The organism is Chryseobacterium sp. BGA-UO-ETr-SB22, assembly GCF_059567885.1.
On sequence record NZ_JCAQOV010000005.1, the window covers coordinates 1138186 to 1151682 of the forward strand.

Sequence of the window (13497 nt, forward strand, 5' to 3'; positions counted from 1 at the left end):
TTTCCATGACTATAAAATTTCTTGCAGAAGATGACAGACCCAGAGAAAAGTTTTTGCAGAAAGGCAAAAGCTCACTTTCTGATTCTGAACTCCTGGCTATTATTATGGGAAGTGGAAATAAAGAGGAGAATGCAGTAGAACTTGCAAGGAAAATATTAATTTCCGTCAATAATAACTGGCATCAGTTAAGTCTGCTTTCCGTTAAAGATCTGATAAAGTTTAAAGGAATTGGAGAGACGAAAGCTATTTCGATCATCTCAGCCTTAGAAATTGGAAGAAGGAGAATAGGGCAGGAAATTCCGGAAAAAGCAATCATTGGGAACAGTAATGATGCTTATGTGGTTCTCAAAAATCAGCTTTCTGATTTAAGAACGGAAGAGTTCTGGGCTATTTTCCTTAACAACAGCAACAAAGTGATTCATGTTTCGCAGCTTACCCAAGGAGGAATCAGCCAGTCTATTGTAGATGTCAGAATTCTCTATAAAACAGCGTTGGAGCATTTTTCAACAGGCATTATCATTGCCCACAATCACCCTTCCGGCAGCTTAAAGCCAAGCAGGGAAGATATCAGCATTACACAAAAAATAAAAGAGGCGGGAAATACATTAAGTATCCAGCTTTTGGACCATATTATTGTCACGCAGGATACCTATTTTAGTTTTTCAGACGCAGGATTACTATGATTAGAAGATTAAAATACCATGAAATTGATTTTGTAAAATATGCTCAATGTTTAGAAAATTCCGAACAAAGAAAATATTCTGCTGCAAAAGATTTTTTAGATACAACTTCTACCATGCCATGGGAAATTCTGGTTTATAAAGATTATGAAGCCGTAATGCCCGTACCTTTTGTAAGAAAATATGGGATGAAAATTGTTCACAATCCGAAACTTTGCCAGCAGCTCGGTGTTTTTTCCACTAAAGATGATGTCGACCTTAATGAAGCTTTTTTAGAATATCTGGAAAAAAATTACATGATCAGGGCATATCCGTTTAATGATGTAAATCAGCTTCGTACCAAGATCAGAATCAAGAAGAACTTTTTACTGTACCCTGATACTTATGAGAAAGTATCTGCCAATTATTCTCCCAAAAGAAAAAGAAAACTTCGGTTAGATGAAAAAGTTTTAAAAGAAACAGAAATCCAAGCCATTTCCTACGACCAAGCAAAGACTTTTATTGAAGCTAATACAATTGGACTGAGCAAAGACAATGATCTGTATGAATTCATGAGGATTTTCAAAAGTTTCCACAAGCTAGGTTACCTGAAATTTACGGCTTTTTATTATCAGCATAAAATTGTCAATGTGATAGCGACGTATTCAGACTGCAATATGGTGGCGCTTTTAGGTAATTTTAATGATAAAGACTATGTCAAATTATCGGGAGCATCCGTATTGATTGATCATACCATTAAAGAAAATATTGAAACTCATATTTTTGATTTTGAAGGGGGAGAATTACCCAATATTGAAGAGTTTTTCAGAGGTTTTCGTCCAGAATTAAGACCTTACGGAATTATTGAAAATTCAAAAAAGAACCTTTTTAAAAAATTAGGATATCTTATCATGAGAGGGAAGCCCTTTTTATGATGAAAAGCATTGTTTAGATTGGTTCTAATTAAGTAATATTCCGTAACTTTATAAAATCCTTAGTAAAACAGTTATGTTACAACAGATTCGTCAGTACAAACTATCATATATGCTTTATAACTTATTTAAAAAGAATAAGTTAAAACATAACATTCCGCTATATAAAAAATACGGTATCAACAAGAACTATTTTTCAAGTATTTCAAGTAAAGATTTTGCTCATCTTCCCGCCAGCAACAGAGGAGTAGATTATGCAAAACTAACAGAAACTCCTTTTTTTAAGAAGCTGTCGGAAGAAAATAAAGAAAGTACTCTTCGGTATGATGATAATGGTTACCTGATTCTAAAGAATTTCCTGACTCCGGAAACGGCTGATCAAATCAATACAGAAATTGATAAGCTAATGGAAGACGGAACACTGAAGTTTATTTATGGAGGAAAACTGATGTTTGCCATTCATCATTCGGAAATCATTAAAAATATCGGAAGTGACAAAGAACTGTTAGACTTTTTATCCATTTTAATGGATGGGAAATCTAAACTTTTCCAAAGTATCAACTTCATCAACGGAAGCCAGCAAAAAACACATTCAGACAGTATTCATATGACCACCTATCCTTTGGGAGGATTGCTGGGAGTCTGGATTGCATTGGAAGATGTGGATGAAAGTAATGGAGCTTTGCATTATATTCCTAAAAGCCATAAACTTCCATATTTCCTGAATTCTGATTATGATAATGAAGGTACAGCGCTGAAAATCGGTAAGAAAAGTTACAGAGCTTATGAAACTTTCCTTGAAGATAAAGTAAAAGAGTTGGGATTGAAAAAAGAAGTTTTTAAAGCTAAAAAAGGAGATTTATTGATCTGGCATGCCAATATTCTTCACGGCGGCGAACCTCATACAGATAAAAAGAGAACAAGAAAAAGCCTTGTATATCATTTCTTTGACGAAAATAGTGTTTGCTATCACGAAGTGACCCAAAGGCCGGCATTGTTTGAATTGTAATCCTTTATCATAAAAGCTTTTTATAAGAATATAAGTTTAAATGATAGTTTTTTTACATTTGTGTACTTATAATATCAACGTATGAAAAAAAGGGAAAATATTTTTGTTTTTATATTTTCAATTTATGTATGCCTCATGTCATACTACCTATATACCAACCATTATTACAATACTGATATGGAAGCTTATATGGGATTGATGTATAAAACAGAATATCCCGATATGAAAATTGAAGAAATTCATCAGAAAGTATATGATGAATTGCGGGAAAAGAATCCTGATTTTGCAGGATTAGGGCCTGTAGATCCGATGGTGAAAGAAGTAGCGAAGGGTGAAAGTACTTATTACAAAGTATTATCACAAAATCCTAAAGCTTATGAAGAAGAATTGCAGCTTTTTGTGGTGAAACCTTTTTATAATTTCATCAATTGGTCATTCTTTAAATTAGGTTTTAGTGCGTCTGCTTCTAACTCTTTAATTTCAGTTATTTCTTATGCCCTGATTCTTATTCTGATTTTCAGTTTTCTGATAAAAATTCTGAAAAATTATCCTCTTGCTTTTATCATCACGATTTTAATTTCTCTGTTTAAACCTCTTCCAGAATCAGCCAGACACGTCTCAGCAGATTCATTATCATGTCTGTTGCTTCTTTTGAGCTTCTATGTATTTTTAGTAAGAAGAAATTTATTTCTTGCGGGAATTTTTGCTATGCTGTGTATTCTTACCAGACCGGAGTATTTTATTTTTTATTCTTTCCTGTATACTCTTATTTACCTTTATAGGAATAAACTTCAGGTGAAAACTGGTCCATTATTCATATCATACGGATATCTGTTGCTTTCTTTCTTTTTGATACAGACTTTTAATCAGGTTTCGTGGTCTGCACTCTTTATGAATCAGTTTACTAAAGTTCAGATCTATCCTGTGTCACAGCCTGATGCGTTTATCTTTTCTGATTATATTCACTTTATTAAAAGCAAAATGATGCTGGAGTTTAACTCCTCCTATTTTCCGGTTCTGTTGATTTTTATAATCATTATTCTGGCTAATCATTTTTCATTCCGTAATAAAAATAATCAGGCTCAAGCCTTGTTTTTTGCTATTATTTATGGAACGGTCATGCTGAGATTTTTGGTTTTTCCGTCTCTGGCAAACAGGATGATGGTGGGCTTTTATCTTATAATTATACTCGCGTTGATCTATATACAGATTTCTAAAGTGGATATCTTTAAAAACTCTTTAGAAGACGGAAAATAATTAGTAATTTTGCAGTCTAAAATTATGACGAGTCTTTCAGGATATCTACCGTATGCATTTGCATTGATTATTGCAATTCCTTTTCTGGTTTTGCTGAGACAATTTGTACACTCGTACATTACCCTTAAAAACCAGGAAATCAAACTACTCACCGTGAAGTCGAATTCAGAGAATAAGGCGCATTCTTACGAAAGGATGACCCTGTTTCTTGATAGAATGAAGCCGTCAAACCTTATCCAGAGGTTTGATAGAGAACTAGCCGTTCATGAGTTTATTTTCCTTACTGAAAAAACAATCAATGAAGAATTTGAATATAACTCTTCACAGCAGTTATACATTACAAAAAATTCATGGAAGAATATTGTAGATTCTAAAAATGCGATCATAGAACTGCTTCACAAAACCTATGACGGATTGAAAGGAGAGGTTCAGCTGGATGAATTCAAAACGATTTTCATCATGAACTACATGGAAAGCAATGATTATATTGTTGAAACAATCGAAGACTTAAGAAAAGAAATTTTAATAATAACTTAAAAAATAACAGATAAATAATGATTCCAAATTTTAAAGCACATCCATGGCACGGAATTTCTGCAGGAGAAGATGCGCCAAATGTTGTAAACGTATTTGTGGAAATTGTTCCTTCAGATACTATTAAATATGAAGTAGATAAAGAAACTGGATACTTAAAGGTAGACAGACCACAGAAATTCTCTAACATTATTCCTGCTTTATATGGTTTTGTTCCAAGAACATACTGTGATAAAGAAGTGATGAGACTTGCTATAGAAGCAGGAGCTACTGATGTTACAATGGGAGATCATGATCCTCTTGATATTTGTGTTTTAAGTTCTCACAATATCCATGCTGGAGGTTTATTGATGGAAGCTATTCCAATCGGAGGTTTCAAAATGATCGACGGAGGTGAAGCTGATGATAAAATTGTTGCAGTAATGATCAATGACCACGCTTTCGGACACTTCAGAGATATTGCTGAATTACCAGAAGCAGAGGTAAAGAGATTAATGCACTACTTCCTTACGTATAAAAACCTACCGGATGAGCCTGCAAAATGCAGAATCCAGGAAGTTTATGGTGCTGAGCATGCAAGAAAAGTGATTAAAGCTTCTCAAACAGATTACGCAGATAAATTCGGAGGATAAGATTCTCTTTATTCATAAAACAAAAAAGGATAGGCAGTTTTCTGCTTATCCTTTTTTGTTGGTTAAGAGTTATTGCGAACAGAATGTGAAGCAATTTCAACTCTGAAAAACATCTTAATAATCCAAATTATTCAAAGATTCTTCACTCAGATAATCTTTCTGAAAGCCTTGTTCAGTACTATTATTTCATAAATTTTAATCATCGGTATTCCATCGTTATATTTTTATTTTTTTTGATGATAAGCATCATACTGTTAAAGTTTTTAATGCTTTGATGGTAATTATTTATTATATTTAATTTTCTATTACCAAAAAAATATTAAACTATGGATCTATTTATGTTAGTGCCAATTTTTGGTGTCGTCGCTTTGCTTTATACATTTCTTCAGAGCAACTGGGTAAATAAACAGAATGCCGGAAATGAAAAAATGAAAATAATCAGCGGTCATATTGCAGATGGTGCAATGGCTTTTCTAAAGGCTGAATACAAAATCTTAATGTACTTTGTGGTGGTAGTCGCCATTTTACTTGCCGTAATGGGATCAAGCAACGCCAACTCACATTGGAGTATCGGTATTGCCTTTGCGGTAGGAGCTGTATTCTCAGCATTAGCAGGGTTTATTGGGATGAAAATCGCTACCAAAGCCAATGTCAGGACGGCAGAAGCTGCAAAAACTTCATTGGCAAAAGCCCTTAAAGTATCTTTTACAGGAGGTACTGTGATGGGAATGGGCGTTGCCGGACTTGCTGTTTTAGGATTAGGAGCTTTATTTCTTATCGTTAAACAGATTTTTGCCCCTGATGCTACAGTAGATTCTCATGAAATGGAAAAAACCATTGAAATTCTTACCGGATTTTCTCTAGGGGCAGAATCCATAGCACTTTTTGCAAGAGTAGGAGGCGGTATTTATACAAAAGCGGCAGACGTAGGCGCTGACCTGGTAGGAAAAGTAGAAGCCGGTATTCCGGAAGACGATCCCCGAAATCCTGCAACAATTGCAGATAATGTAGGAGATAATGTAGGAGATGTAGCAGGAATGGGAGCGGATCTTTTCGGGTCTTATGTTGCAACAGTTTTGGCAACTATGGTATTAGGCAGAGAAACTATTTCCGATGATGCTTTCGGAGGTTTTGCGCCAATCCTTTTACCGATGTTGATCGCAGGAACAGGAATTATATTTTCAATGATCGGAACTTTATTTGTGAAAATTAACGATAACGAAGGCTCATCCACTTCCAGTGTTCAGAATGCTTTAAACCTTGGAAACTGGGGAAGTATTGTTATTACAGCCATTTCATCTTACTTCCTAGTAACATATATCCTTCCCGAAAAAATGGTTCTGAGAGGTCATGAGTTTACTAAAATGGGGGTGTTTGGAGCTATAATGGTAGGATTGGTTGTAGGTACTTTAATGAGTATCATAACAGAATATTATACTGCAATGGGCAAAAGACCGGTTTCCAGTATTGTAAGACAGTCTTCTACCGGGCATGCAACTAATATTATCGGAGGACTTTCCGTTGGTATGGAATCTACTTTACTCCCGATTATTGTGCTGGCAGGTGGAATCTATGGTTCTTATCTGTGCGCCGGACTTTACGGAGTGGCTATTGCAGCGGCAGGAATGATGGCTACTACAGCTATGCAGCTGGCTATTGATGCCTTTGGACCTATTGCTGATAATGCCGGTGGTATTGCCGAAATGAGTGAACTTCCCAAAGAAGTACGCGAAAGAACAGATATCCTGGATGCTGTAGGAAATACAACTGCAGCTACCGGAAAAGGATTCGCAATTGCTTCAGCCGCTTTAACAGCACTGGCATTATTTGCCGCTTTTGTAGGAATTGCAGGAATTGACGGAATCGATATTTACAGAGCAGATGTGCTGGCCGGATTATTTATTGGAGGAATGATTCCGTTTATCTTTTCATCATTGGCAATCACTGCGGTTGGACAGGCTGCTATGGCCATGGTGGAAGAAGTAAGAAGACAGTTCCGCGAAATTCCGGGAATTTTAGAAGGAAAAGCACAACCTGAATATGAAAAATGTGTTGCCATTTCCACCGATGCATCCATCAGAAAAATGATGCTGCCCGGTGCTATAGCAATCATCTCACCTTTATTAATCGGATTTATTTTCGGCCCTGAAGTATTGGGAGGATTTTTGGCTGGTGCTACAGTATGTGGTGTTTTGATGGGAATGTTCCAGAATAATGCAGGAGGAGCCTGGGATAATGCTAAAAAATCATTTGAAAAAGGAGTGGATATCAATGGACAGACCTATTATAAAGGTTCAGAGCCACATAAAGCATCTGTAACAGGAGATACAGTAGGAGATCCGTTTAAAGATACTTCCGGACCATCCATGAATATCCTGATCAAATTAATGTCCATCGTTTCTTTAGTTATTGCGCCTACTTTAGCAGTATTGCATAAAGATAAAATCGAAGCCAACAGAAAAGCAAAAATTGAAAGCCTTACAGGAATATCTGCTACAGCAGCTGGTCATACAGATCTTACAGCAGTTCCGGTTTCTCCTGGTGAAGTTCGGGGGCACCTTAATGAAAGCGGTGACTTTGTATACGAAACAGGAAATGTTCAGAAAATAAAGCTGGATGGAGGAAAAACGATTGCCATTGGAGATGGAAGCCAGCTTTATCAGCTTTATAATGTGGTGAAACAAAAAGACAAATCAGCTTTAGATCCTAATAAATGGTACACGATTGAAAACCTTTATTTTGAAACAGGTTCAAGCGATTTGAAAGAAGGATATGAACTCCAGTTGAGTACTTTAGCTGAAATTTTAAATGCATATCCCGACCTGAAAATAAAATTAGGCGGATATACAGATAACAGCGGTAATGAGGATAGTAATCTTAAATTATCTAATCTAAGAGCGCAGACTGCAAAACTTAAGTTACTGGAACTGGGTATTTCTGCAGACAGAGTAGAAGCTGAAGGCTACGGATCACAGCATCCTGTATGTGAAGCCAATGACACTGATGAGTGTAAAGCAAAAAACAGAAGAATTGATGTAAGAGTTCTGGCTCTTTAAAATCATTACAATACAACAAAAGCACTGCCTAGGCGGTGCTTTTGTTATTATGTTTTTGGATAGCATGATAAATAATTAGATATCCATAGTCATCTGTGAAAATCGGTGTAATCTGCGGAAAAAAACAAATACATGAAAAATTAAAGATTCCTTTTCAAATGCTCCAAAGCCTGAATAATCAGTTCATCTTTTTTAGCAAAACTAAACCTTACATAATCTGAGTTCTGTCTTGAATTATAAAAAGCCGAAAGTGGAAGACAAGACACTTTTTTCTCAATCGTAAGCCATTTTGAAAATTCTACATCCGTCATTGTTGACGAAATATTCCTGAAATTAACAACCTGGAAAACGCTTCCTTCTGCCTGTTGTTCTACTTGCAGGGGAGTTTCCTGAATCAGCTGATTAAAAATATCCCTTTTATTCTGCATTATTTCTTTATTGATGGCTGGGTCAAATACATCCAGATACTTTGCAATCGCATATTGTGCAGGCGCATTGGCACTATAAGAAATATACTGTTGATGACACTGAAATCTTGCCGTTAAAGTTTCAGAAGCAAGCATGTAACTTACTTTCCATCCGGAAGTATGGAACATTTTGCCAAAAGAAAAAATACAGAACGTCTTTTCCCTAAGCCCAGGATGAATAAAAGAACTGTAATGTTCAGCTTCGTCATAGCAATAGGTGTCATATATCTCTTCGGAAATCAAATAAATATCACGATCCTTAATTAGTTCATACAATTGATTCCAGTCTTCCTTTTTCCATACTTTTCCGGTCGGATTCTGAGGAGAGTTTACAATGATGGCTTTGGTCTTTTCAGTAATACAGTTTTTAAACAAATCCCAGTTGATCATAAAATCGCCATCAAGATCATAATAAACAGGGATTCCGCCATTCATGACAACAGCAGGTCCATATGTGTAATAAGATGGTTGAATAATAATCACTTCATCATATTGATTTAAAATTGATTTGAGGGAAGTATATAAAGCAAAGGTTGCACATGGGATAATGGTGATTTCCTTAGCTGTTACAGGAATTCTGTTAGTTCGTTTTGCATTGAAACGGATGATACTTTCAATCAGAAGGGGATTACCGGCAAGAGGCTCATAATGATAAGTCTCTTTTTCAGCAGCCTCTTTTAGAAATATTTTAAGACGTTCATCGATATCAAAATCGGGAATTCCGAGAGAAAGATCAAAACTTCCGTTCCTGATTGCCAGTTCGGACATTTCTGTAAAAAAGGAATAATGAGTAAACCCGTAAATCTTGTCCACTTATTTTGTAATTTAATCAAATATAATAAAAATTCGATATCGTATTGGGTTTTAAATTGACGTATTGTTAATTTTACAATGGATAACATATGATCTGGTGATAATTGATTTCTCATATTGGAATTCAATAAAATTTGTTATTTTTAAGAAATTTATTCTTTATGAAAAAAATACTTATTCCGTTATTTGCTATGGCTGTAGTAACCAGCTGTGGGACAGCAAAAATAGCTGATGGAAATGCTTCACATCCTGTTTCTACAAAACACAACAAGGCATTTAATAATGCATACAAGGAAATTAATGCTGAAGATTTGAAGAAAAACCTCTATGTCATTGCAGCAGATGATATGGAAGGCCGTGATACAGGCAGCAAAGGGCAGAAAAAAGCGGGAGAGTATATGATTAATTACTATAAAAACCTTGGAATTTCAGGACCTAAAGCATTAGGTTCATACTATCAGAAAGTGCCATCTGAGTTTATGAAAAAAAGAGGTGGAGGTAATCTTCCTGATTCTGAAAATATTTTAGCTTTTATAGAAGGAAGTGAAAAACCAGAGGAGATTGTGGTGGTTTCTGCGCACTATGATCACGTAGGAACAAAAAATGGAGTGGTGTACAACGGAGCTGATGATGACGGGAGCGGAACTGTAGCTGTAATGGAAATTGCAAAAGCATTCCAACAGGCAAAAAAAGCAGGTAAAGGACCTAAAAGATCAATCCTGTTTCTGCATGTTACAGGAGAAGAACACGGATTGTTTGGCTCAGAATATTATTCCGAAAATCCTGTTTTTCCATTAGCCAATACCGTTGTTGACCTTAATATTGATATGATAGGGCGTGATGATCCTGCCAACAGAGGAAAACAATATGTTTACGTGATTGGTTCTGAAATGTTAAGTTCTCAGCTTAAAGTAATCAACGAAGCGGCAAACAAGAGAACCAATAATCTGGAGCTTAATTACAAATACGATGATTTGAATGATCCTGAGCAACTGTATTACCGTTCAGATCACTATAATTTTGCCAAGCATAATATTCCTGTAGCATTCTTCTTTGATGGTATTCATGAAGACTATCATAAACCTACGGATGATCCGGAAAAGATTGATTATCAGTTACTAGAAAAAAGAACTCAGCTTGTTTTTACTACAGCTTGGGATATTGCCAACAGAGAAGAAAGAATTGTCGTTGACAAAAAATAATCAGTAATTATAATCCTTGTCAAGGTTTTAAATCTTGACAAGGATTAAGATAAAAATTGCGTTTATCAACAAATTGCCATGAGTATAATCATTAGGGAAGCAAGACCGGAAGACATCCCACAAATTCAGGTCGTAAGAAATTCTGTGAAAGAAAACACGTTATCAGATCCAGGTTTGGTTACAGATAAGGACTGCGAAGAATTCTTGTTTCATAGAGGAAAAGGATGGGTAGGCGAAGCAGAAGGTCAGATTGTAGGCTTTTCTATTGCAGACCTGAAAGAAAATAATATCTGGGCATTGTTTGTACATCCTGGTTTTGAAAATCAGGGAATCGGAAGAAAGCTTCATGACATTATGCTCGACTGGTATTTTGAACAAAAGAAAGACGATGTCTGGCTTGGTACTTCACCCGGAACCAGGGCTGAAAACTTATATAGAAAATCTGGCTGGAAGGAAACAGGAATTCATGGAAAAGGAGAGATCAGGTTTGAAATGACCTATGAAGACTGGAAAAATAAAAAATTATGACACCGAAACTGAAATCTATCAGACCCTTTATCGGAGCACAGAATTTTGAGATCAGCAGAAACTTTTACCGGGATCTGGGATTTGAAGAAGTTGTTATCGAGCCCAAACTATCTTTGTTTATACGGGAGGAAATTGGCTTTTATCTGCAGGATTATTATACAAAAGATTGGGTTGACAATACGATGATCTTTATGGAAGTGGCCAATACAGAAGATTTCTGGGAAGAGCTTCTTTCTTTAAAGCTTACAGACACTTATGAAAATGTAAGACTTACTCCTGTAAGGACTATGGAATGGGGAAAAGAGTGTTTTGTACACGATCCGTCAGGGATTTTGTGGCATTTCGGTGAATTTTTTAAGGGAATAAAGCTATGATTTACGCATTTGATACTTATTATTATGAGGATTATGCCAATACCGTGTGTATTGCATTTAAAGACTGGACATCTGAACAAGAAGTGGAAGTTTTTATAGAACAGACCGCTGTGAGTTCAGAATATGAAAGCGGAGCGTTTTACAAAAGAGAATTACCCTGCATTTTAAGTTTACTGACAAAAATAGCACTGAAACCAGAAGATATTATCATTGTTGACGGATATGTTACCCTTGATAATGATGGAAAAATTGGGTTGGGCGGGCACCTTTATGAAGCATTGGAAAAACAGTTTCCTATTGTTGGGATCGCAAAAAATGGTTTTACAACTCCGGATTCCCAAAGGAGAAGTGTATTTCGGGGAGAAAGTAAAACACCACTTTTTGTAACGGCCAAAGGAATGGATGTAGATGAAGTTCAGCTAAAAGTAGAGCAAATGCATGGTATTTACAGAATGCCTACGCTGCTGAAAAAACTTGATCAGTTGAGTAGAACATAAAAATTAAAATCTTACTATACTAAGTAAGTTTTTTTTAAATATTTAATATACCAATCGGTATATTTTAGTTATCTTTGTATTATTCCTTAAAAAATAAAAGGAAATTTTTTTAATCATACATATACCGATCGGTACTAAAAATAATATCCTATGAAAGAAGTATTTATATTAGCTGCAAAGCGAACTCCTGTGGGTGGTTTTATAGGAAGCTTATCCGGATTTACAGCTCCTCAGTTGGGAGCTGTAGCAATTAAAAACGCTTATGAAAGCATCGGATTGGCTCCGGAACATATAGACAGTGTATATATGGGAAATGTACTCAGTGCCGGACTTGGACAGTCTCCTGCAAGACAGGCCGCTATTTTTGGCGGAATTCCGGTAGATAAAGATGCAACAACGATAAACAAAGTCTGTGCTTCCGGAATGAAGTCGGCAATGATTGGTGCTCAGCAGATCCAGCTTGGTCTGGAACATATTGTGATGACTGGTGGTATGGAAAGTATGAGCAATGTTCCTCATTATGTCAAGCTTCGTCAGGGAACAAAACTAGGAGATACCCATCTTACTGATGGCGTGATCAAAGATGGGTTGTGGGATGTGTATAATGATTTCCATATGGGAAGTGCTGCTGAATTAGGGGTAAAAAAATATGGATTAACACGTCAGCAGCTTGATGAATATGCTTTGTTTTCCTATCATCGGGCTCAGGAAGCGGCAAAAAATGGCAATTTCAGCGATGAGTTGATCCAGATATCGATTGAAGGAAAGAAAGGGGTTGCAATAGTAGATAAGGATGAAGATATTGACAAACTTATTCCGGAGAAGATTTCTCTTTTGAAACCTGCTTTTGAAGCAGATGGTACATTAACAGCCGCCAACTCCAGTAATCTGAATGACGGAGCTGCAGCAATACTGTTAGGATCTTCAGAGGCTGTTCAACGATATAGTTTGAAACCTTTAGCCAGAATCGTAGCATATGCAGATGCGGCTCAGTCCCCGGAATGGTTTACCACTTCTCCGTCTGTTGCCATTCAAAAGTTACTGAAACAAACAGGTCTTACTTTATCCGATATTGATTATTTCGAGATTAATGAAGCGTATTCTTCAGTGATTTTATCCAATCAGCAGATATTGGGTTATGACCTGAATAAAGTAAATGCTTATGGGGGAGCAGTTGCTCTGGGACATCCGATTGGTGCTTCAGGAGCTAGAATTATGACGACTTTAGTCAATGTACTTCGCCAGGAAAAGGGTAGACTTGGGATCGCTGCCATCTGTAATGGAGGAGGTGGAGCATCAGCTGTTCTTATCGAAAATATAAGCTGAAAATAAGGAGAATTCTTTAGATTTCATTCTTTACAACAAAAAGATCTTTCTTAAAATCAAAATTTGAGAAGGGTCTTTTTTATTTATAATAGATTGATTACCCAATAGTAAAATGAATTATTTTACAAATCCGGTTCGGTGTTAAAAGGCTTATTTTTGCTAAACTGATAAATATCATCACGTTCTTATTTTTATTCATTCTAAATAAATA

Annotated in this window: 13 protein-coding genes; 12 read left to right on the forward strand and 1 reads right to left on the reverse strand. The window is 36.1% G+C overall.

The window, feature by feature from the left end; all coding sequences use genetic code 11:
• The first annotated feature begins 5 nt into the window (after positions 1–5).
• The 7 genes from radC (at position 6) to AC57AW_RS12440 (ending at position 8079) form a co-directional block, all read left to right on the forward strand.
• The gene (gene radC / locus AC57AW_RS12410; protein WP_496352119.1) at positions 6–683 is read left to right on the forward strand and encodes a RadC family protein; all 678 of its coding nucleotides are present in this window, start codon (positions 6–8) and stop codon (positions 681–683) included.
• Positions 680–1594, forward strand: coding sequence for a hypothetical protein (locus tag AC57AW_RS12415; RefSeq protein WP_496352120.1), 915 nt, complete (start codon positions 680–682; stop codon positions 1592–1594). The genes radC and AC57AW_RS12415 overlap by 4 nt, the downstream gene beginning before the upstream one ends.
• A 73-nt stretch (positions 1595–1667) precedes the next feature.
• Positions 1668–2600 (forward strand): phytanoyl-CoA dioxygenase family protein, encoded by a 933-nt coding sequence (locus AC57AW_RS12420; protein WP_496352121.1) that lies wholly within the window; start codon positions 1668–1670, stop codon positions 2598–2600.
• 135 nt (positions 2601–2735) lie between these two features.
• Positions 2736–3857 (forward strand): hypothetical protein, encoded by a 1122-nt coding sequence (locus AC57AW_RS12425; RefSeq protein WP_496352122.1) that lies wholly within the window; start codon positions 2736–2738, stop codon positions 3855–3857.
• Between the two features lie 24 nt (positions 3858–3881).
• Positions 3882–4394: a DUF7935 family protein gene (locus tag AC57AW_RS12430; RefSeq protein WP_103232836.1), complete on the forward strand. Its 513-nt coding sequence runs from the start codon at positions 3882–3884 to the stop codon at positions 4392–4394.
• Between the two features lie 17 nt (positions 4395–4411).
• Entirely contained in the window at positions 4412–5023 is a 612-nt protein-coding gene (locus AC57AW_RS12435; RefSeq protein WP_496352123.1) for an inorganic pyrophosphatase, read from the forward strand.
• A gap of 326 nt (positions 5024–5349) precedes the next feature.
• Positions 5350–8079 (forward strand): sodium-translocating pyrophosphatase, encoded by a 2730-nt coding sequence (locus AC57AW_RS12440; protein WP_496352124.1) that lies wholly within the window; start codon positions 5350–5352, stop codon positions 8077–8079.
• 140 nt (positions 8080–8219) lie between these two features.
• On the opposite strand, the gene AC57AW_RS12445 is transcribed toward AC57AW_RS12440, so the two are convergent.
• Entirely contained in the window at positions 8220–9359 is a 1140-nt protein-coding gene (locus AC57AW_RS12445) for an aminotransferase class I/II-fold pyridoxal phosphate-dependent enzyme (RefSeq protein WP_496352125.1), read from the reverse strand.
• 161 nt (positions 9360–9520) lie between these two features.
• Between AC57AW_RS12445 and AC57AW_RS12450 the strand changes: the two genes are divergently transcribed.
• The 5 genes from AC57AW_RS12450 (at position 9521) to AC57AW_RS12470 (ending at position 13286) form a co-directional block, all read left to right on the forward strand.
• Positions 9521–10561 carry a M28 family metallopeptidase gene (locus tag AC57AW_RS12450; RefSeq protein WP_318846096.1) on the forward strand — a complete coding sequence of 347 codons (1041 nt, stop codon included), beginning with the start codon at positions 9521–9523 and terminating at the stop codon, positions 10559–10561.
• 78 nt (positions 10562–10639) lie between these two features.
• Complete coding sequence (locus tag AC57AW_RS12455) at positions 10640–11089, forward strand: GNAT family N-acetyltransferase (RefSeq protein ID WP_496352126.1); 450 nt, start codon at positions 10640–10642, stop codon at positions 11087–11089.
• Positions 11086–11463: a VOC family protein gene (locus AC57AW_RS12460; RefSeq protein WP_496352127.1), complete on the forward strand. Its 378-nt coding sequence runs from the start codon at positions 11086–11088 to the stop codon at positions 11461–11463. The genes AC57AW_RS12455 and AC57AW_RS12460 overlap by 4 nt, the downstream gene beginning before the upstream one ends.
• Positions 11460–11960 (forward strand): endonuclease V, encoded by a 501-nt coding sequence (locus tag AC57AW_RS12465; protein WP_496352128.1) that lies wholly within the window; start codon positions 11460–11462, stop codon positions 11958–11960. The genes AC57AW_RS12460 and AC57AW_RS12465 overlap by 4 nt, the downstream gene beginning before the upstream one ends.
• A gap of 150 nt (positions 11961–12110) precedes the next feature.
• Complete coding sequence (locus AC57AW_RS12470; protein ID WP_496352129.1) at positions 12111–13286, forward strand: acetyl-CoA C-acyltransferase; 1176 nt, start codon at positions 12111–12113, stop codon at positions 13284–13286.
• Positions 13287–13497: the final 211 nt, after the last annotated feature.